The following is a 19,104-nucleotide window of genomic DNA, read 5'->3' as shown; positions in this document are numbered from 1 at the left end:
TGCGGGGGGACGCTCAGCCGCCGTTCCATCGCGGCGGCGTGCCCATGCCGACGCCGCAGCCGTAGGGGCCGGTCGATCCTTCGGACTCGACCCGCTTTCCGTTCGCCGGACATCGCCGCACTCAGTCCACTCCCGAGCGGGGGGCCGGGACGGCGAGGCGGGCCAGAATCCACGTCCCGTGGTCGTCGTGGTGCAGGTCGACCCGGGTGGACAGGGTGTGGACGATGTCGAGGCCGCGGCCGTGTTCGTCCGGATCGTCGTCCGTGGGGCGGTGGTGCGACGGAGTGGGGTCACCGTGATCGCCCATGATGATGCCAAGAGTGCCTCGGGCGAGGACCAGATGGAGCGACATCTCGCTGCGCCCGTGGACGGCCGCGTTCGCGGCCAGTTCACCCACGATCAGGAGGGCCGAGTCCTGAATGTCGTCGGACAGCTGCCAGCGCCTGAGCACTGTTCGGGCGGCACGTCGCAGGCAGCCGACGAGTGCCTCGTGCGCCGGAAGTGTGAACCGGGCCTTCACCGGCCGGTGCGGGTTCGAGGAGCGCGGGCCCGGGCAGGGTGTGCCGCTCCTCTGAGTGGTGAGCGGGGCGCCGTGGTCGATCGACGGGGCGGTCTCGGAAGACATGGCCGTAGCTTTCGGACTGGCTGGGAGGGTCGGTGCCACTTCGGGTGGCGGGTGACCGGCCACAGAGAGCCGGGCCAAGGTTTGTCCTTATGCCTGTCTACGCCCGACTCGGTCCATTTGCAATAGAATCGCGAATAAAATCACGGAAAATGCGATAAACGACTGATAGATCTCTCACCCGATGGACCCGAACCTGTCACCGGCGCGGGCTCCAGGCGCCGGTCACTCCGACGCGCTTGCCGAGTCGAGGCGGGCCCAGACGGGCCAGAGGGCCTCCTCGGCTTCGCGGTAGAGCTGGTAGGCCTGCTCCAGAACCGCGACCCGCTCGGGGGCCGGTTCGTGTCGCCTGACGACCTGGGCGTCGGCGAACGGCCCCGTCCCGTCGCCGATCGGCCCGACGGCGCCCGCGGCGAGCAGCGCGGCCCCGCGGGCGGCGCTCTCCTCGACGTCCGTCACCAAGACCGGCCGCCGCAGTGCGTCGGCGAACATCTGGCTCCAGACGACGCTGCGCGCCGCGCCGCCGGTCAGCCTGGCCGGCCCGGTGATCGGCAGGTGGGAGCAGAGGACATCGACGTGCCATCGGTGGTTGAGGACGACACCTTCCAGCAGTGCCCGCAGCAGGTGCCCGCGGCCGTGCCAACCGCGCAGGCCGAGGAAGCCGCCGCAGGCCGGGCGCTGGTGGGGGGAACCGTAGACGAAGGGATGGAACAGCACCTCGGAAGGGCCCTCCAGATGTGCACCCACCTCCTGACCGATGGCGCTGTAGACGTCCCCGCGGGGTCCGGCCGGTGAATCCATGATCCGCAGGAACCACCCGAGGTTCGCCACCGACGCGGGCGAGGTGGACATGAGCATCCACTGCCCCGGGCGGAGAAATCTGCGGCACTGCCAACGCAGGTCGGTGACGGGGCGGTCCCAGACCACCTGGTTGATGCTGAACGTCCCCGCGATCAGGCACAGTTCCCCCACCTCGGTGGCGCCGATCCCCAGCGCCGCCGCGTCGACATCGTGTGCGCCGGTGACGACGGGCGTGCCGGCGGCCAGCCCGGTGAGGGCCGCGGCCTCCCGGGTCACCGTTCCGCACACCGCGTCGCAGGCCCGTACGGGTGGCAGCTTGTCGACCAGCCGTCCGAGCCCGAACAGGTCGAGCAGCTCCTGCGAGTAGCCGCCCCGGCACATGTCGGTGAACGAGGCGCTGGCATCCGTCGGATCCGTGGCCACCACGCCGGTCAGATGCCAGCGCAGCCAGTCCTTGCACGACAGCAGCCAACGGGCCCGCTCCAAGACGGTCGGCTCGTGACGTTCGAGCCACGCCAGCAGGGCGGCCGGAGAAGCCGCGAAGGGGACCGTGCCGGACAGGCTGAGGGCACGGTCCCAGACCGCGGTGTCCCGCCACTCGGCCAGTACAGGCTCCGCCCGCGTGTCCATGGCAACGATTGCGGCTCGTACCGGCCTGCCCTGCTCATCGACGGCGTACAGGCCGTCGCCGTGCCCGGCCAGACCCACCGCGGCGACGGCCCGCCCGTCGACGCCGGCCGCGGCGAGGCAGGTTCTGACGGCCCGGTGCGTGGTTCGCCAGACGTCGCCCATGTCCCGCTCGACCCAACGGGGACGCGAGGTGTCGAGCGGGACTGTGCCCACGCCCCGCGCAACCTGCCGGCCCGCGGAGTCGAAGAGCACGGCCTTGGTCACGGTGTGCCCCGCATCGATGCCGAGCACCAGATCCCCGGCCACCGCTCACACCCACCCCAGCTCACGGGCGTTGACCGCGGAGACACACCGTCCTGTGGCGGACAGCTCCGCTATGGCTTCGGCGACCAGCCGCGCGGAACGCACGCTCGTGGTCGTCGTGTCACCGGCGAAGTGCGTGGTGATCGTGACATTGTCCAGCCGGCGCCAGGGGCTGTCCGTGGGGAGGGGCTCCTGGTCGTGCACGTCGAGTGCGGCCCCGGCGATGCGATGGGCCGCCAGGACGTCGTAGAGAGCGGTGGTGTCGACGAGGCGGCTGCGGGCGGTGTTCACGAAGTAGGCGGTCGGCTTCATCAGGGCGAAGTGGTGCGAGCGGATGAATCGCTCGGTCTCGGCCGTCAACCGCGCGAAGACCTGGACGAAGTCGGATTCCCGGAACACGGTGTCCAGGCCGTCGGCCCGTGCCACCGAGTGTTCGGCCAGAACGGCGTGGGGCACGTACGGATCGTAGGCGATCAGGCGCGGGCCGAAGCCGCTCAGCACGGTGGCGAACGCACGCCCCACGTGGCCGAAGCCAACCATTCCGACCGTGCTGTCGCCGATCTCGCGGCCAGGACGGCTGAGGGTCTTGCGCCACCCGCCCGCTTTGACCGAGGCGTCCACCCGGGCGATGTCCCGGGCCTCCGTCAGCATCAGACCGACAGCGAGCTCGGCCACCGCCGTGGCGTTGCGGCCGAACACCGGTACGACCCCCACTCCGAGGGCGGTGGCGGCAGCGGCGTCGACGTTCTCCAGCCCCGCACGTGCCACGCAGACGGCCCTCAGTGCCGGGGCCGCCCCGAGCACCGCACGGGACACCGGGGCGAAGTGCACCGCCAGCACCTCGGCCTCTCCCACTGCGTCCAGGATCTCGTCGGGCACCGCCACGGCCTCCGGGCCTTGCCGCTCCATGGTCTGCTGCGCCGCATGCTGTTCCGCCTTGGTTCCCGGCCACTCCACACCGTGCACCGGTCCGAAGTCCGGGCCGCAGGCCTCCGCCAGGGCGTCGACATAGAGCTCGGCAGGGATGAAACGGTCACCGACGATCACAACACGCAACGAGACCTCCAGGAGATGCCCCCTCGCCCCCTCTCCCGTCCTTCCGTCATCGTCCCACGCGCGCACGCAGGGCGCCCTGCTCGCAGCCGCCGGCCGCCGAAGCCGTCCGTTCGCATGCACCGCGCTGCGAGTCGACGATCAGGGGGCCGTCGCCCGTGTTGGACGCCGCCGGCCACGGCCGCCGCATGAGCCCGGTCGCCCGCGTCGGCCGCGGACGCACCGAGCCCCGTGGCCTGGCGTGGGCGAGTGCCCCGTCGCCGCACATGGCGTCCGAACCCGCCACGCGCCTGCCGGCGCGGCGCGAGTTCTTCGACCAACTCATCGAGGTGTCGGGGCGGGCGACCGCAGAAGGCGGGACGAGCCATGGCCGCGGGGACTGCTCGGTGTCCACACCACAGGAACCCGCGCGGCCGACGTCGTCCCACGGCCGAGGTCAACCCCTCATGCGGGCCGGGCCGTTACCAGCGTACTGCGGTGAAGTCGAGGGGGCGGGGCCGCAGTTCTCGGGTACGCGCCGTCAGCCGTCGCAGCCGCCGGGCCATGTCGTCGCCGGGGAGGAGTCGGCGGTCGCCATGGCCCGGCAGCAGCCACTCGAAGCGCGGCCCGCCGATGGTCGTGGATCCACAGCCGGGCGCCGAAGCGGTCGGCGCAGCTGCGGCCGTGCGCGGCGTGGTCGCGGTGGGTGAGCAGGACATCGGTGACGGGGCCCAGCCGTTCGTGGCGCGTGGCCGACGAAGTGCCCCACCGCGGCGTGTCCACCATCATCGCAGTGCCGTCGGGGCGGCGTAACAGGTAGGAGTTGGCCCCCGCGGTGTGCCTGGAGTTGTGCCCGCACAAGTACACGGTGTCGTCCGGAGCCATCGGAAAGGGGTCCCATGCCGCATCCAGCCGCCCGGCCGGGGGACGGATCGACCGGGTGGGGCAGGCATGCGCTGCGGCATGGAGTTGCCGGAGCTCGGACCGGCCGTGCGGCCGGCGCAGGACGACCGAGCGGCCGCCGGCCTCGCCGACCAGGCCGGGGGCAAGCTGCCGGGCCACTCCGCAGTTCATGCAGCGCCCGTCCACGTGCCGGCCGCCCTCGAATCGTCCATCGCCCATGGCCCGCCCCCTCCGCTCTGCGCCCGCCGACCGGCCGCTCGCCCTCAGGGCCATCCCGCGCCGCGCGGACAAAGGAAGAGAGTCCGGATCTTGCTTCTTGCGGCATCCCGCTGCTCCGAGGGCCCGCCTCGGCTCGGACGGACCGGCGGCAGTACGAAACACCGGGGGTCTCGCAACCACGCGCGATCAATCGCGGGCCAGGCCGTTACCATAATCCATGGATTTGTGGAGGATTCCATGTCGGAGCACACGACGAGCGGGACGAAGGCGCGCCTGTACGACGCCTTCGCGACCAGCGGCAAGGCGCTGGCCAGCGGAAAACGCCTGGAGCTGCTGGATCTGCCGGCCCAGGGCGAACGCACCGTCGACGCGCTCGCGAAGGCGGCCGGGCTGAACCTGACCACCGCTTCGGCGCACCTGCAGACCCTCAAGCAAGCCGGCTTCGTCGCCACACGCCGTGAGGGCGTGCGCATCCACTACCGCCTCGCCGGCGGCGACGTCGTCCAGCTCTTCGCGCTGCTGCGCAAGGTCGCCGAGGCCCACCAGGCGGCCGTGCCCGCCGCCCGGGACGCCTATCTCGGCGAGGACACCGCTCCCGAGCTCAGCCGTGAGGAACTGCGAGCCCGCATCGCCGCCGGGGACGTCGTCGTGCTCGACGTGCGACCCGTGGAGGAGTACCGGGCCGGGCACATTCCCGGAGCGCTGTCCATCCCGGTCGAGGAGCTGGCCGAGCGGATCAACGAGCTGCCCGAGTACACGGAGATCGTCGTCTACTGCCGCGGCGAGTACTGCGTCCTGGCCCACGACGCGGTGCGGCTGCTGACGGACCGCGGGCGCCGGGCCATCCGTCTCGACGACGGCATGCTGGAGTGGCGCCTGTCCCAACTGCCCGTCGACGTCTCGGACCTGACGTGACCGGGCGGGACGGCGCCGTCGCGCCGCACCCGGGACTGGCCGGCGGTCCGGTCTACCTCGACTACAACGCGACCACCCCCGTCGACCCGCGCGTCGCGCAGGCCATGGCCCCGTACCTCACCGACTTCTTCGGCAACCCGTCCAGCGGCCACGCCTACGCCGGGACGCCCCGCCGGGCGCTGGCCGAGGCCCGCGCCCACGTGGCCCACCTGATCGGCGCCGGACCCGGCGAGATCGTGTTCACCGCCTCCGGATCCGAAGCGGATCTCCTCGCGCTGCGCGGCACGGCCCTGGCCTCCGGCCGCGCGCAGCCCCACCTGATCACGCAGGCGACGGAGCACCCGGCTGTGCTGGAGACCCTCCGCGCGCTGGAGCGACTGCACGGCGCGCGGGTGACAGTCCTGCCCGTCGACCGGGACGGACTCGTCGAGCCGGCCGTCCTGGCCGCCGCCCTCACCGAGGACACGGTGCTGGTGTCCGTGATGGCCGCCAACAACGAGACCGGCGCCCTGCAGCAGGTCGACGAACTCGCCGCCCTGACCCGCGAGCACGGGGCGCTGTTCCACTGCGACGCCGCCCAAGCGGTGGGGAAGGTCTCCCTCGACGTGAAGGACCTCGGCGTCGATCTGCTCACGATCACGGGGCACAAGATGTACGCGCCGAGGGGCGCGGCTGCGCTGTACGTGCGCGACGGCGTGGAGCTGGAGCCGGTCGTCTACGGCGGCGGCCAGGAACGTGGCCTCCGGGCCGGCACCGAGAACGTCGCCCTGGCCGTCGCTCTCGGCACAGCCGCCCGGCTCGCGGCAGCCGAACTCGCCGACGGTGCCCCGGCCCGCCTCACGGCCCTGCGCGACGACCTCCACCAACGGCTCACAGACGGGCTGCCCGGCCGCGTCCACCTGAACGGTCCCGACGAGCGGCGCCTGCCGAACACCCTCAACGTCAGCGTCGACGGCGTCCTCGGCCACGAACTCCTCGCCGCAGCCGACCAGATCGCAGCCTCCACCGGATCGGCCTGCCACCGCGGCACCCACACCCCTTCCCCCGTGCTGACGACCATGGGCCTCGACCCGGCCCGCGCGCTCGGCGCACTGCGGCTGACCCTGGGCCGCTGGACCACCCCGAACGACATCCGGACCGCGGCAACGGCCCTCATCCGAGCGGCTGCCAGGCAGTGACCGGGCCGACCGACCCGAAGCAGAGCCCACGCTGCCGGGGCGCTGACCGTGGTGGACGAACACCTTCGCCACCCCGGTCAACCAGAACACGCTGCGCCACCACGCCGGCCCCCTGCCCCGGAAGAGAGCATGACCAGCTCCGCACGCGCCGACACGACGGTCCACATATCCGGCCCCGAACAGGCTCAACGCCGCATTCTGCGCGTCCTGGTCGCCTCCCAGGTCCTCAGCGGCGTAAGGCCTCGCCGCCGGCGTCACCGTGGGGGCTCTCCTCGCCCAGGACATGCTCGGCTCCACCAGCCTCGCCGGACTGCCCAGCGCCCTGTTCACCGGTGGATCCGCCCTGGCAGCCGTGACCGTCGGCCGCATCTCCCAGACCCGAGGCCGCCGACCATCACCGCCCGCACCCAGCTCCGTCTCGCCCGCTCGCCCCCGACCTGTGCCATCCCCAGGAGACGGCAGGCTCGTTCCAAGACGTGCAGTCGGAAAAGATCAGGGCCTGTCCGGTCAGCGGGGGAACACCGGACAGGCCCTGGCGGACAGCAGCACGGTCACACGGAGAGCCAGACCGCCTCGTCGGGTGCGAGCAGTCCCTCCTCCACCGTGCCGCTGGCCAGCAAGATCGAGACGTGGTCGGGGAGCCGGTACGCCTCGGCCGAGAGGTTGACCACGCACACGAAGTCCGGGCCCCGGCGGAAGGTCAGGACGCCCTCGGGGGCGTCGATCCAGGTGAGGGCGCCGTCGCCGAGGGCGGGGTGCTCGCGGCGCAGCCGCAGGGCGCCGCGGTAGAGCTCCAACATCGACGTCTCGTCCCCGGTCTGCGCCTCCACGCTGCGCTCACCCCAGTTCTCCGGCTGCGGCAGCCAGGGCGCGGCGGAGGCGTCCTGGGGGCTGAAGCCGTACGGTGCGGTCTGCCCGGACCAGGGGATCGGCACGCGGCAGCCGTCGCGGCCGCGGTCGGTGTGTCCGGACCGTTCCCAGATCGGGTCCTGGAGCACGGCCTCGGGCAGGTCCTCGACCTCGGGAAGACCGAGCTCTTCACCCTGGTAGATGTAGGCGCCGCCGGGCAGGGCCAGCATCAGCAGGGCGGCGGCGCGGGCGCGCCGGGTGCCCAGCTCGAGGTCCAGGGGGCCTTCGGGACGGTAGGGCTCGTTGACCGTCCATCGCTTGACCGCCGTTCGGCCGTAGCGGCTGGTGTGGCGCATGACGTCGTGGTTGGAGAGCACCCAGGTGGCCGGCGCGCCCACCGCGCCGAGCATGCCGAGGGAGTCGTCGATGACCGCGCGCAGGTCCTTGGCATGCCAACTCGACATCAAGAAATCGAAGTTGAAAGCGGTGTGCAGGGCGTCCCGGCGGACGTAGGCGGCGAGCCGCTCGGGGGTGTCCGCCCAGGCTTCGGCGACGAAGCACCGGTCGCCTGGGAACTCGTCGGCCACCTTGCGCCAGGCGCGATAGATGTCGTGCACCTCGTCGCGGTCCCAGTGGGGATGGTCGACGTGCTGCCGGGGCCACTCCTGCGCGGGCCCGGGCAGGGCGGGGGAACCCGGGCGGGGAGGCAGGTCGGGCAGTTCGGGATGCTTGACGAGGCCGTGGGCGACGTCGATGCGGAAGCCGTCGACACCCCGGCTGAACCAGAAGCGCAGCACCGACTCGAACTCCGCCCGCACCTCGGGGTGTTCCCAGTTGAGGTCCGGCTGCTCGGGGGCGAACAGGTGCAGGTACCAGTCCCCGTCGGGCAGCCGGGTCCAGGCCGGGCCACCGAAGCAGGAGACCCAGTCGTTGGGCGGTTCGGTTCCGTCGGGTCCGCGACCGGCCCGGAAGACGTAGCGCTCGCGTTCGGGGCTGCCGGGTTCGGCGGCCAGCGCGGCCTGGAACCAGGCGTGCCGGTCGGAGGTGTGGTTGGGCACGATGTCGGGGACGACGCGGATGCCGTGCCGGTGCGCTTCCTCGATGAGCTGTTCGGCCTCGGTCAGGGTGCCGAACAGGGGGTCGATCGCTCGGTAGTCGGCGACGTCGTAACCGTGGTCGGCCATCGGCGACTTGTACCAGGGGTTGATCCAGATGGCGTCGACGCCGAGCGACTTCAGATACGGCAGTCGGGAGCGGATGCCCGCGATGTCACCGACCCCGTCACCGTTTCCGTCGGCGAAACTGCGGATGTAGACCTGGTAGATGACGGCGTTGCGCCACCACGGTGCGGTACCGGACATGCTGCTGCGTTACTCCTTTGAGGATGTGGGTCAGGAGGGCGTGCGGTGTCTACTTCGCCGCGCCGGCGGTGAGTCCGGCGACGATGCGGCGCTGGAAGAGCAGCACCATGACCACCAGGGGGACGGTGACCAGGACTCCGGCCGCCATCTGGCTGCCGAAGGGGGTCTCGAACTGGGTCGCGCCGGAGAACTTGGAGATGGCTACCGGTGCGGTCTGCATGTCCGGCTTGTTGGTCATCGACAGGGCGATGAGGAACTCGTTCCAGGCCGCGATGAACGTGATGATCGCGGTGGTGAAGATGCCCGGCGCGGCGAGCGGAATGATGATCTTGCGGAAGGCCTGGCCTCGGGTGCAGCCGTCGATCATGGCGGCATGCTCCAGTTCGTCGGGCATCTGCCGGAAGAACGTGGTCAGGTTCCACACCGCCAACGGCAGCGCGAAGGACAGACTGGGCACGATCATGGCCTGGTAGGTGTTGATCCAGCCGATGTCGGTGAACAGTTTCAGCAGCGGGACCACGATCGACACCACCGGGAACATCGAGGTGGCGATGACCAGCGTGAGGATCAGGCGCTTGAACCGGAACTCCAGCCGGGCCATCGCGTAGGCGGTGAACGTGGCCAGCAGCAGCGCCAGCACGGTGGTGATTCCGGCCACGATCAGGCTGTTGAGCAGTGCCTTGGTGAAGCCCTGGGAGGGGTCGAACACGGCCCGGTAGTTCTCCAACGACACGGAGCCGGGGAGCAGCGAGGTGTCGAAGATGTCGGAGGTGCGCCGCAGGCTGGAGACCAGCATCCAGTAGAACGGGGCCAGGCAGTAGGCCACCACCGCGATCACGCCCACGTACAGCAGGCGGCTTCGCCATTTCACCGTGCTGGTCATGCCGTCACCTCCGGCCGGCGCGGCGTCGTGGTACGCCGACGCCTGGTGCCGCCTCTGCTGCCGCGCGCGGCGCCGCCGACGAGGTCGGCGCCGAGCAGCCGGACGAAGGCGAACGCGATGAGGAAGACGTAGACGAAGAGGAGCACCGCGTAGGCGGAGGCCGGTCCGAAGCGGACGTTGGAGGCCTCGTCCTGCGCGAGCATGGACAGGGTTTCCACCGAGTTCTTCTGCGCGCCGATGAGGATGTAGGGCAGGTCGAACATCCGCAGCGCGTCCATGCAGCGGAACAGCACCGCCACCAGCAGCGCGGGCCTCACCAGGGGCAGGGTGATGTGCCAGAACTGGCGCGGGGCGCCGGCGCCGTCGATGCGCGCGGCCTCGTAGACCTCCCTCGGGATCACCTGCAGGCCGGCCAGGACCAGTAGCCCGATGAAGGGGGCGGTCTTCCACACCTCGGCGACGACGACCGCCGCCTTGGCGTGGAAGCCTTCGCTGGTCCACAGGATCTGGTGGCCGATCAGGGCGTTGGCGATGCCGTTGCTGTTGAAGATCCATCGCCACAGCAGGGCGGAGATGGCTGTGGGCACCGCCCAGGGGACGAGGATGCCGGCCCGTACCAGGGCGCGGCCCCGGAACGCCTTGTGCATGATCAGGGCCATGGCCACCCCGATCACGGTCTCCAGTCCCACCGTGACGACGGTGAAGAAGGTGGTGTTCCAGAAGGCGTTCCAGAACCGGTCCCCGGCGGCGCCGAAGATCTCGCTGTAGTTCTTCAGCCCGACGAACGGCTCGGTGGTGCGGATGAAGCCGGTCACCGGGTCCAGCCCTTTGGTCCCGTACAGGGACTCACGCAGCGCCATGAGGGTCGGGTAGAGCACGACGACCGACAGCACCAGGAGGGTCGGGGACACCAGCAGCGCCACCATCCGCCCCGAACCCGCGGTCGTCCTGGTCCGCGTGCGCCGACGACTCGTCGGCCCCGGGGGCCGTCCTGCCGGATGGCCGGCCGTGGTGCCGGACTCGTCCGCTACGGTGTCGGGCGGGGTCTCGGTGTCGGCCATGGCCACGCCCCTCACTGCGCCGTGGACTTCTGCAGGGCGCCCTGCAGGTCCTTCAGCGCCTGCGCGCTGCTCTTGCTGCCGTTCAGCGCGGCGTACGCCTCCCGCTGGATGGCCGAGGTGACGTCGCCGTACTGCACGACCCGCGGGCGCGGCACGGCGTGCAGGATGGACTGCTTGAGGACCGGCAGGTACGGGTACCGCCCGACCAACGCCGCCTTGTCGTACAGATCGGCGTACGGCGGGGCGAGGGAGGCGTCCTTGAGGAACGTGCCGGCGCTCTCCTCGCTGCTGAAGAACTTCATGAAGTCCAGGGCCGTGGCCTTGTTCTTGGCGAAGGACGACAGGGCCAGGTTGTGGCCGCCCAGGCTGGAGGAGCCGGGCCCGTTCAGGCCGGGCAGCGGAGCGACCGCGAACTTGCCGGCCAACTTGCCCTTCCCCGCCAGTGAGTACACGTACGGCCAGTTGCGCAGGAACATCACCTTCCCGGACTGGAAGGCCTGGCGGCTGTCCTCCTCCTGGTAGGTGATGGCCTCCTTGGGGATCGACCCGTCCTTGAAGGAGCCGGTGAGGAAGTCCAGGCCCTTCCGTGCCGCGGGGGTGTCGACGTTCGGCTTGCCGCTCGCGTCGGTGACGACACCGCCCGCGGAGTCGACGGCCTCGGCGAAGTTCACGGTCAGGCCCTCGTACTTCTGGAACTGACCCGCGTAGCACGACATGCCCTTGGCGGCGGGCACCTTCTTCCTCACCTCGGCACAGTCGGCCGTCATCTCGGACCAGGTCGTCGGCGGCGCGGAGATGCCGGCCTTGCTCAGTAGGTCGGTGCGGTAGTACAGCAGTCCCCCGTCCGAACTGGCCGGAACCGCGTACAGGCCGCCGCGGTACTTCGCCGTCTCCACCACCGGCTTGAGCATCTTCCCCAGCGGGAACTGGTTCTCGGGCAGGCGGTCGACCCACTGGTGGGCGGCGAACTCCGACGTCCACACGACGTCGAGGGAGAGCACCGTGTAGGCGTCGGACTTCGTCTCCGCGTTCTGGATCATCTGCTGGCGCTGCGAGTCCGCGTCCGTCGGCAGCTGCACGAAGGTGACCTTCTCCTTCGGGTGCTGCGCGTTCCAGCGGGCGATGACCTTCGGCACGACGCCGGTGGTGTCCTTGCCCGCCACGTACGTGATGGGGCCGCGACCCTGGAACGAGGTGCCGGCCTCCCCGCCGTTTCCGCTGCCCCCGGACGAGCCGCAGGCGGTGAGGAGCAGCGCGGCGGTGGCGAAGAGCGCCGAACACTCAAGGGCTCTGTGGGTCTTGGTCTTCACTGTCTTTCTCCTGGTCGTGCGGAAACCGAAGTGCGACTGACAGTGTTGTCACAACGTTGCATGGAATGAAAGCGCAGGTCAGCGGGCCGAAGGACTACCTTTTACAAGCACGTTCGACCCCGTCGAGACAACGCTTGCACGCTAGAAGTGCACCTGCGGTGTGTCAATGCGTAACTTGCCGGTAATGCAGATGGATTTGGATGTGTCACACATTCTATTTTTGGACAAAACGGCTGAAAAACCCCCAACCGAGCCCTGTGACAGCGCTGTTATGAGACAGCGGCCAGATGGGGCGCATCTGTGCTAACTTCCGGCCATGTCATCCGCTCAACGGCTCCCCACGATGGTCGACGTCGCCGAACAGGCGGGGGTCTCCCCCTCCACCGTCTCGCGCGCCCTGCGCGGCCTGCCAAGCGTCTCGGCGGAGGTCCGCGCCCGGGTCGAAGAGGCCGCTCGTGAACTGAACTTCGCGGTCTCACGACAGGCCGCGAGTCTGGTCACGGGCAAGACCGGGGTCGTGGCGGTGCTCGTACCCACGCTCAACTCCTGGTTCCACGGGTCGGCGCTGTCCAGCCTGGGCCCGGTGCTGCGCACGGCCGGCATGGAGCTGACCGTCTACGTGGTGCCCGACATGACCGAGCGCACCGCGTTCTTCGAGCGTCTTCCGGCCCGGCGGAACGCGGACGCGCTGGTGGTGTTCGGGTTCGACCTGACCGACGAGGAGACCGTGCGGCTCGATGACCTCGGAATGCCGGTCATCTATGTCAGCCAGCACGTCGACGGCCGCCCCAGCGTGTACGTCGACGACGTGGCCGGAGCGGTGAAGGCCACCCGGCACCTGCTCAACCTCGGGCACAGCCGGATCGCCTTCGCGCCGACCGTGGGCGCCAGCGGCTTCTGCTTCAGCTCGCGTGAACGGCTGCTCGGCTACCAGCAGGCGCTGACCGAGGCGGACATTCCTCTCGACGACGATCTGGTCGTCACCATGTCGTTCGAGGACGCGCGGAGCATCACGGAGGGGCTCGGGAACCTCCTGAGCCTGAAGGAACCGCCCACTGCGATCTTCGCAGAGATGGACGAGTTGGCCCTCGCCATCATCCACGTTCTGGGCAAGGCTCGGATACAGGTGCCCGAGCGGGTCTCCGTCATCGGATTCGACGACCACCAGATAGCCGGATGGACAGACCTGTCCACCGTCTCCCAATCACCTTCGGACATGGGCCGTCTGGCCGGCGAACTGGCTCTGAAGCTCATCCACGAATCCGACGCGGACCACGAGCAACACATCGTCCTGCCCACCCACTTGCTACCCCGGGCCACCACCGCCCCGCCCCCCGCCCCGTGAAGCGTCCGCCCGGCTTCGCCGACACCGCCGAAGTCCGGGAGGCGGACGAGCGGCGCGCACTCGTCGAGGAGTTGCTGTGGGGCGGCCTGGACGTCCGCGCCCGGGCGAGGCCCCTGTCGGCGGGCGCTCGAGGGCCGGGTGGAGCACACCAGCGGCGCCCGGGCATGCCGCCTTCCGCTGCTGGGGCCGCCGCTGACGTGCTGCCCGACGACATCGTGTGCCTGGACGGCGAGTCGAGCCGCAGGTGTTGGCCGGCCACGTACTGACCCGGGCCCGGAACGGTGCGACATCCGCTGCGCGATTACAAACTGACGCCAACTCAGTTCGTCGAACGGCACCATCCAAGACGGCCCCGACGCCCTGATCAGACCAGCCACATCGAGATCATTCCACTGTGGCTGATCTTTCCAGCCGGTGAGGGAGGGATCCCGAAGCGAAGGCGAGGATGTCGCCGATCGCTTCGCGGAGGTGAACTGCTGCGGTCCCGGATCCGGGCAGGCGGAGCCGATGTCCGCGCAGGGCGCTGCGGGACACCGCACAGGAAGACGGCACGCGAACGCGACCCCTGTTCGTGATCAAAGCCTTCGACAACCTTGGTCATCAGGTGTCGCGTTTGCCTGTTCCGGCTCATCCGGCCTGAAGGTACTACCGCAGGTATCGAAGGCCTCGCCGCGGCATCACGGCAATCGGGAACTGCCGCTGGAAAGCCATCTCAAGGCCCGGCAACAAGCGCCGACAACCGCAAGTCGGGCAACTACGTGTACGCGGACTTCTACCAGAACGTCACGCCGGACATCAGCACGTACCGGGCTGTCCTGACGATCGTCAACAAGGGCGTAGCGGTCAAGTCGGCACGTACTACCTCACCAAGACCGGAAGATCTGGTCCCATCAGCTACAACGTCGCCACGCTTCCCGGACCAGCGGATCCGCCCATTCCGGCGTGCAGGTGTACACGAACACGGGAGCCCTGCACTGCACGGAAGCCCCCGATGCCATGGTCGTCGGTCGCGGGGGAACGCTGATACGGAGCGGAACCCAAAAAAAGGACAAGGGGCTGAGAGTGATGACGACGGCAGCGCGGCAGGGCGGAGGCGGAGGTTCCAGCGGCCTCTACGACGTCCTGGAGCTCATCCTCGACCGGGGACTGGTGATCGACGCGTTCATACGGGTCTCCCTCGTCGGTATCGAGATACTCAAGATCGACGTACGGATCGTGGTCGCAAGCGTCGACACCTACCTCCGATTCGCCGAAGCCTGCAACCGCCTCGACCTGGAGTCAGGGCCCCGCAAGCCGGCCGGACTGACCGAACTGCCGAGCAGGATGAAGGAAGAGGGCGCCCGCGGCATGACCAAGGGAGCGCTCTCAGGCGCGGCACAAACGATCTCCGAAGCCTTCCAGCAAGCCCGCCAGGAGGGACGTGCACGAAAATGAGCACGCACCGCGGTTGCCCACTCCCTTCCCCGCCTTCAGCGCACGATCCCGCCTCCCGTGAGACTACGGCCCCATAAAACCGAGCCGTGACGGCACCCGTGCGCCCCGCAGCCTGCCACACGACGTGGGCAGGCTGCGGGGCGCACGGGGACCCGGCCGCTCTTCGCCACGCACGACGGCATGGGCAAATCGGTCCGCATCCAGCGAGACCGGCCCAGCACTCTCCGCCGGCGCGTTGACCGCCCCAGCCTCGCCCCTTCCGGGACGAGGTCGACGAGACGGGCTTCATCTCCAGCCGACGCCGACGAGTCCGCGCCTCGGGTGGTACGGGGTCCGCACCGCCGCGACGCCACTGTGCTCGCCGGAGCACGGAAAGCGCGGGAGACCTACGGCCCAACCACCGCCACTCCTTGACCGACCGGACGTCGGCCAACAGAATGTGCACGCTTGAGAGCGCTCTCAGATGGAGAGTGACAGCATTCTGGAGGGGCCCATGTCCGGCACGGCACGTCAACACCTCACTCGGAGGGCGCTTCTCGGCGCCGGGACGGCCACCGCGGTGCTGTCCATGGTCGGCGCCGGGTCCGCCGTCGCAGCCGGCCGAGCCCCGGAAGCCGCCGTACGGGCCGGCGCGCGGGCACGCGGCTACGTCTTCCTCGACGCGGCCATGGACGCCTACCCGGAGCACGGCACGACGCGTCTCGCCCAGAGCTACACCGACCAGGCGGGCCTGTTCAGCACCGCCTTCACCTACGACAACGCCCTTGCCGTGCTCGCCTACCTCGCACAGCCCGACCACGCCGCGCGGGCCAGAGCCGTGGCGCTCGGGGACGCGCTGCTGTACGCGCAGACCCACGACCCCCAGCACGACGACGGCCGACTGCGTCAGGCGTACAACGTGGGCCCGTACGTCTACTACGACGGCTCGCCGCAGCCGGACGGGTTCGTGCGCGCGGACGGCACGGTGAACGTCGGCACCCAGTTCGGCTTCACCGGCACGGCCGTCGGGGACACGGCGTGGGCGGGCATCGCGCTGGCCGCGCTGGCCGACCGTACCGGAGGGGACCGTTTCCTGTCCGGCGCCGTCCGGATCGGCGAGTGGGTGGAGGCGAACGCCCGCACCGACGAGCCCCTCGGTGGCTACAAGTTCGGCGTCGACGGGTCCGGCGCGAAGCTCCCGTACAGCGCCACCGAGCACAACATCGACCTGACGTCCCTGTTCGGGCGGCTCGCCCGGCTGACCGGCGAACGCGTCTGGTTCGAGCGGCGCGCCCGCGCCGAAGCGTTCGTCCACCGGATGTGGGACGCGACCGGCGGCTTCTTCTACACCGGCACCAACGACGGTGTCACCGTCAACACCTCCCCGGAGCCGGAGGACACCCAGACCTGGAGCTACCTGGCCCTGCGCGAGCGTCGCCACGCCGGGTCGCTCGACTGGGCCTGCGCACATCTGAAGGTGACGGACACCGCCGACCGCCCCAACAGCACCGTGCCCGCCGGTCAGTCCTACGAGGGCGTGACCTTCAGCTCTGCCTCCCTGGTGGCGGACGAGAGCGCACCCATCGCGCCCTACCAGCCCAAGCCCGACCGCAGCGGCGTATGGTTCGAGGGCACCGCCCACCTCGCCCTGGCCCTGCGCGAGCGTGCCCAGCCGGGCGACGCGCGGCGCGCGGCCCGTCTCCTCGCCTCCCTGGAGCGGGCCCAGGACCGGCTCGGTCAGGGGCAGACGGTGGGAGGCCGGGCCCTGCCCGAGCGGTCGGGCGTGGTGTCGGCCAGCAGCCCGCTGGACACCGGTTTCGGCTTCGGCTACTACCCGTACCGGCACACCGGCGCCACAGCCTGGTACCTGATGGCGATCGCCCGCGCCAACCCGCTGCGCGGCCACTGAAGTCCGGAACAGCTGCTCATGCCGGCTGGGTGCGAGAGGCGGTGCCCGCAAGCCACGTCATAGGCCCTGCCGCCGGCAGAACCCTGTTCGGGCCCTGACAGACCGCATCGGTGGGCGCTTTCGCCGGGTTGGAACCGCATTGCCGGGCATGGCGCCGCAGACGGCCCGCACCCATCTGGGTGTGGACCAGCAGTGTTCCCGCCGTGTTCCCGCCGGTGTGTGAACGGGCGATCGAGCCTCCGTGAAGCGAAGCTGAGGGTATGAGCATCAGAAACGAGCGTCCGGTGAGTGCCGAACAGATCAATGCAGCGTTGAGCGCTCTGGGGGCTGAACCGGTGACGGATCAGGAAGCGGGCTCCGAGGGATCGCAGGAAGGCGACCGTCTGCGGCTGCTGGGCAATCTGCTGGCCAAGACGGAGTTGGAGATCACCACCGCGACACGTCTGTCCGAGGAGGGGGAGATCGAGGATGTCCTCGACACGATGCTCGGGTGGGCAGATCAACTGGGCCCCGATCCCGGCCTTGCGGTCAACGTCCTGACGAACAGACTGCAGCGCACTGCCATGCAGGTCTCGGATTCCGACGCGGAGGAGCCCCCTCCCGGGCGGGAGGCGTCCTTCGCGGCGGCGATGACGGCGTTGTACACCTTCAGTGCCCAGCTGCACGCCGACCGAGGTGATATCGAGGGGACCCGCCGGGCTCTGGGCGGGGCGGAGGAAGCCCTCATCGACGTCATGCAGGGCATGCACGACCTGCGTGCGGCCATCGGCGACACGGCCGAAGAGGACGAGGGATCAGCGGGTCAGCCATAGCCGGTGCGGCCGTGTGTTCGTAGCGGCAGTGCAGGGGTCGGCGTCCGGCGAGCCACCTCTTTAGAGGATGTCCCGGATGAGATCGGGTTCATCCGGCTCCGCGTCGTGCCGGTGCCGGCCTTCGCCGAACAGCTCGCCCAGGGCCATGGCCGGGAACTGCAGGGGTTCGTCACGTCCTTCCAGCCGGACCCGTACCCTCCACCGGCCGTCACGGTGCTGGAGGAGCACATCGACCCAGTCCGGCCCGAAGGCCTGGAGGCCGACCAGTTCGGGGCCACCCTCGGGACCGTAATCGCGGTGGGTCGGCAGCGAGGCGAGGTCCTGGATGAGCCATGCCAGGTGGGCCCAACCCGGGGAAGCGGCGTCCGGCATCCAGTACCGGCCGAGGCGCTCGGTCCCCTCGGCGGGGATGGCGCGGCCGTCGCTGGTGGCGCCGTGCCGACGGGAGGTCTGAGTCTCGCAGAACTCGAAGGTGCGCGTGGCCACGTCCATGCGGCGCAGCTCGATCCCTTGCGTCCCGGCGCGGAAGACGAGGTCGGAGACGCTGAGAAGAAAGGCCGCCGTCGCGTCGTCGGCGGCGGGCCGTTCGCCCGGCTTGCTCGCGGAGGGCGGTCCGTAGGAGCCGACCGTCGCCGTGCGCGTCCGGCGCCTCTTTCCCCGGGCCGCCATGATGCTTCCCCTCGGTCTCGTGCGGGTGCCGCCCCGGCTTGCCTTCCGGGGCGGCATCCATGCTACCGATCTTCTGACGGATGCTCAGACGATCGGGACGAGGCTGCCCTTGCTGACCTTCAGCGGCTCGTAGGAGAACACGTACTGGTCGCCGAGGGCGGTGTTCAGTGCCGTCATACGCGGCTTGAACTTGGTGTTCACCCAGGTCGGGCACTTCTCGGTGCCCACGCAGAAAGCGGTGACCGCGCCGAAGAAGGCGAACCGGCCGCGCCCGCCGGTGGGGGTCATAGTCTCGTCGGTGGCCAGCAGCATCTTGCGCCGGTCGACGATCTTGCAGCGGCTTCCGGAGCATTTCACGTGGTGGGCCCAGCCGGTCAGGTTGTAGCGGGGGCCCTTCAGGTGGTCGATGTTGGGCGACTTGGCCAGCCAACCGACGATGCCGTACTTGGTGATGTTGTGCTTCTTCTTGATCTTGGTCCAGCCGAAGCCGACCATCTTGCCCTTCTTGTTGCGGTAGTACTCGCCCAGGCGCAGTGGCAGCTGGTGCTGCTTGCTGTGGGAGTAGTCGAACTCCTTGAGCACCTTCAGCTTCGTGAAGGCCTTGGCCTGCACCGACTGCGTCTGCTGCGGGCCCTGATTCTGCACCGCGTTGGCCGGCGCGGCACCGGCGAGCAGACCGGCCGCCACAGCGCCGATGCCCGCCATGCGTAGCTTCTGCATGCTGTCCTCCCCGTAATCGTCCCCCGGACAAGGGGAGGATCACCGTACGAAAGCGGCAGCACTACCCTCCATTGTCTCTTTGTGCACATCCCTTTCAGGCAGTATCAAGCCTCAGCGGCAGGCTCACCGCTCACGCCAAGGAACTGATGCAGGAAGCCCGTTCCGGTCC

16 protein-coding genes and 2 pseudogenes are annotated in these 19,104 nt (G+C 69.8%); 8 read left to right on the top strand and 10 right to left on the bottom strand.

Annotation, left to right across the window (positions count from 1 at the left end):
- Nucleotides 1–121 precede the first annotated feature (121 nt).
- From ACF1A5_RS08500 to ACF1A5_RS08485, 4 genes and pseudogenes are all read right to left on the bottom strand, one after another.
- Nucleotides 122–625 carry an ATP-binding protein gene (locus tag ACF1A5_RS08500; protein ID WP_392192070.1) on the bottom strand — a complete coding sequence of 168 codons (504 nt, stop codon included), beginning with the start codon at nucleotides 623–625 and terminating at the stop codon, nucleotides 122–124.
- Nucleotides 626–847: 222 nt separating this feature from the next.
- Nucleotides 848–2,359, bottom strand: coding sequence for an FGGY-family carbohydrate kinase (locus tag ACF1A5_RS08495; RefSeq protein ID WP_392192069.1), 1,512 nt, complete (start codon nucleotides 2,357–2,359; stop codon nucleotides 848–850).
- A 3-nt stretch (nucleotides 2,360–2,362) separates the two neighbouring features.
- A complete protein-coding gene (locus ACF1A5_RS08490) occupies nucleotides 2,363–3,403 on the bottom strand; it encodes an NAD(P)-dependent oxidoreductase (protein WP_392192108.1) in 1,041 nt (346 codons plus the stop codon).
- A 467-nt stretch (nucleotides 3,404–3,870) separates the two neighbouring features.
- Nucleotides 3,871–4,510 (bottom strand): annotated as a pseudogene (locus ACF1A5_RS08485) (4Fe-4S domain-containing protein).
- Between the two features lie 237 nt (nucleotides 4,511–4,747).
- On the opposite strand from ACF1A5_RS08485, the gene ACF1A5_RS08480 reads away from it, so the two are divergent.
- From ACF1A5_RS08480 to ACF1A5_RS08470, 3 genes and pseudogenes are all read left to right on the top strand, one after another.
- On the top strand, nucleotides 4,748–5,425 hold the full coding sequence (locus ACF1A5_RS08480; protein WP_392192068.1) for an ArsR/SmtB family transcription factor: 678 nt from the start codon (nucleotides 4,748–4,750) through the stop codon (nucleotides 5,423–5,425).
- Nucleotides 5,422–6,603, top strand: coding sequence for a cysteine desulfurase family protein (locus ACF1A5_RS08475; RefSeq protein ID WP_392192067.1), 1,182 nt, complete (start codon nucleotides 5,422–5,424; stop codon nucleotides 6,601–6,603). Before ACF1A5_RS08480 ends, ACF1A5_RS08475 begins: the two co-directional genes overlap by 4 nt.
- 129 nt (nucleotides 6,604–6,732) lie before the next feature.
- Nucleotides 6,733–6,997 (top strand): annotated as a pseudogene (locus ACF1A5_RS08470) (MFS transporter); the annotation flags it as partial.
- A gap of 157 nt (nucleotides 6,998–7,154) precedes the next feature.
- On the opposite strand, the gene ACF1A5_RS08465 reads toward ACF1A5_RS08470, so the two are convergent.
- Genes ACF1A5_RS08465 through ACF1A5_RS08450 form a run of 4 tightly spaced genes read right to left on the bottom strand, consistent with a single transcriptional unit; the run spans nucleotide 7,155 to nucleotide 12,067 of the window.
- Entirely contained in the window at nucleotides 7,155–8,813 is a 1,659-nt protein-coding gene (locus ACF1A5_RS08465; protein WP_392192066.1) for a glycoside hydrolase family 13 protein, read from the bottom strand.
- A gap of 49 nt (nucleotides 8,814–8,862) precedes the next feature.
- Entirely contained in the window at nucleotides 8,863–9,696 is an 834-nt protein-coding gene (locus ACF1A5_RS08460) for a carbohydrate ABC transporter permease (RefSeq protein ID WP_392192065.1), read from the bottom strand.
- Entirely contained in the window at nucleotides 9,693–10,757 is a 1,065-nt protein-coding gene (locus ACF1A5_RS08455) for a carbohydrate ABC transporter permease (RefSeq protein WP_392192064.1), read from the bottom strand. The genes ACF1A5_RS08460 and ACF1A5_RS08455 overlap by 4 nt, the downstream gene beginning before the upstream one ends.
- A gap of 11 nt (nucleotides 10,758–10,768) precedes the next feature.
- Nucleotides 10,769–12,067: an ABC transporter substrate-binding protein gene (locus ACF1A5_RS08450; RefSeq protein WP_392192063.1), complete on the bottom strand. Its 1,299-nt coding sequence runs from the start codon at nucleotides 12,065–12,067 to the stop codon at nucleotides 10,769–10,771.
- A 316-nt stretch (nucleotides 12,068–12,383) separates the two neighbouring features.
- On the opposite strand from ACF1A5_RS08450, the gene ACF1A5_RS08445 reads away from it, so the two are divergent.
- The 5 genes from ACF1A5_RS08445 (at nucleotide 12,384) to ACF1A5_RS08425 (ending at nucleotide 17,546) form a co-directional block, all read left to right on the top strand.
- A complete protein-coding gene (locus tag ACF1A5_RS08445; protein ID WP_392192062.1) occupies nucleotides 12,384–13,412 on the top strand; it encodes a LacI family DNA-binding transcriptional regulator in 1,029 nt (342 codons plus the stop codon).
- A complete protein-coding gene (locus ACF1A5_RS08440) occupies nucleotides 13,409–13,678 on the top strand; it encodes a hypothetical protein (protein WP_392192061.1) in 270 nt (89 codons plus the stop codon). The genes ACF1A5_RS08445 and ACF1A5_RS08440 overlap by 4 nt, the downstream gene beginning before the upstream one ends.
- 799 nt (nucleotides 13,679–14,477) lie before the next feature.
- The gene (gene gvpJ, locus ACF1A5_RS08435) at nucleotides 14,478–14,846 is read left to right on the top strand and encodes a gas vesicle protein GvpJ (protein WP_392192060.1); all 369 of its coding nucleotides are present in this window, start codon (nucleotides 14,478–14,480) and stop codon (nucleotides 14,844–14,846) included.
- 493 nt (nucleotides 14,847–15,339) lie between these two features.
- Nucleotides 15,340–16,734: a Tat pathway signal sequence domain protein gene (locus ACF1A5_RS08430; RefSeq protein ID WP_392192059.1), complete on the top strand. Its 1,395-nt coding sequence runs from the start codon at nucleotides 15,340–15,342 to the stop codon at nucleotides 16,732–16,734.
- Nucleotides 16,735–16,994: 260 nt separating this feature from the next.
- Nucleotides 16,995–17,546 (top strand): hypothetical protein, encoded by a 552-nt coding sequence (locus ACF1A5_RS08425; protein ID WP_392192058.1) that lies wholly within the window; start codon nucleotides 16,995–16,997, stop codon nucleotides 17,544–17,546.
- Between the two features lie 60 nt (nucleotides 17,547–17,606).
- Here ACF1A5_RS08425 and ACF1A5_RS08420 read toward each other — a convergent pair whose 3' ends face one another.
- Complete coding sequence (locus ACF1A5_RS08420; protein ID WP_392192057.1) at nucleotides 17,607–18,215, bottom strand: hypothetical protein; 609 nt, start codon at nucleotides 18,213–18,215, stop codon at nucleotides 17,607–17,609.
- An 84-nt stretch (nucleotides 18,216–18,299) separates the two neighbouring features.
- Nucleotides 18,300–18,935 carry a hypothetical protein gene (locus tag ACF1A5_RS08415; protein ID WP_392192056.1) on the bottom strand — a complete coding sequence of 212 codons (636 nt, stop codon included), beginning with the start codon at nucleotides 18,933–18,935 and terminating at the stop codon, nucleotides 18,300–18,302.
- Nucleotides 18,936–19,104 lie beyond the last annotated feature (169 nt).

The sequence above is a fragment of the Streptomyces sp. NPDC014864 genome (assembly GCF_043081525.1).
In the GTDB taxonomy this organism is placed as follows: Bacteria; Actinomycetota; Actinomycetes; order Streptomycetales; family Streptomycetaceae; genus Streptomyces.
Note: the sequence above shows the minus strand (reverse complement) of the source record. Positions and strands in the feature narration are given on the sequence as shown.

Excerpts from the sequence above, each read along its gene's own strand:
- ACF1A5_RS08460 (WP_392192065.1), bottom strand. The coding sequence starts at position 9,696 with ATGACCAGCACGGTGAAATGGCGAAGCCGCCTGCTGTACGTGGGCGTG.
- ACF1A5_RS08420 (WP_392192057.1), bottom strand. The coding sequence starts at position 18,215 with ATGGCGGCCCGGGGAAAGAGGCGCCGGACGCGCACGGCGACGGTCGGC.
- ACF1A5_RS08500 (WP_392192070.1), bottom strand. The coding sequence starts at position 625 with ATGTCTTCCGAGACCGCCCCGTCGATCGACCACGGCGCCCCGCTCACC.
- ACF1A5_RS08455 (WP_392192064.1), bottom strand. The coding sequence starts at position 10,757 with ATGGCCGACACCGAGACCCCGCCCGACACCGTAGCGGACGAGTCCGGC.
- ACF1A5_RS08445 (WP_392192062.1), top strand. The coding sequence starts at position 12,384 with ATGTCATCCGCTCAACGGCTCCCCACGATGGTCGACGTCGCCGAACAG.
- ACF1A5_RS08465 (WP_392192066.1), bottom strand. The coding sequence starts at position 8,813 with ATGTCCGGTACCGCACCGTGGTGGCGCAACGCCGTCATCTACCAGGTC.
- ACF1A5_RS08415 (WP_392192056.1), bottom strand. The coding sequence starts at position 18,935 with ATGCAGAAGCTACGCATGGCGGGCATCGGCGCTGTGGCGGCCGGTCTG.
- gvpJ (WP_392192060.1), top strand. The coding sequence starts at position 14,478 with ATGACGACGGCAGCGCGGCAGGGCGGAGGCGGAGGTTCCAGCGGCCTC.
- ACF1A5_RS08480 (WP_392192068.1), top strand. The coding sequence starts at position 4,748 with ATGTCGGAGCACACGACGAGCGGGACGAAGGCGCGCCTGTACGACGCC.
- ACF1A5_RS08425 (WP_392192058.1), top strand. The coding sequence starts at position 16,995 with ATGAGCATCAGAAACGAGCGTCCGGTGAGTGCCGAACAGATCAATGCA.
- ACF1A5_RS08430 (WP_392192059.1), top strand. The coding sequence starts at position 15,340 with ATGTCCGGCACGGCACGTCAACACCTCACTCGGAGGGCGCTTCTCGGC.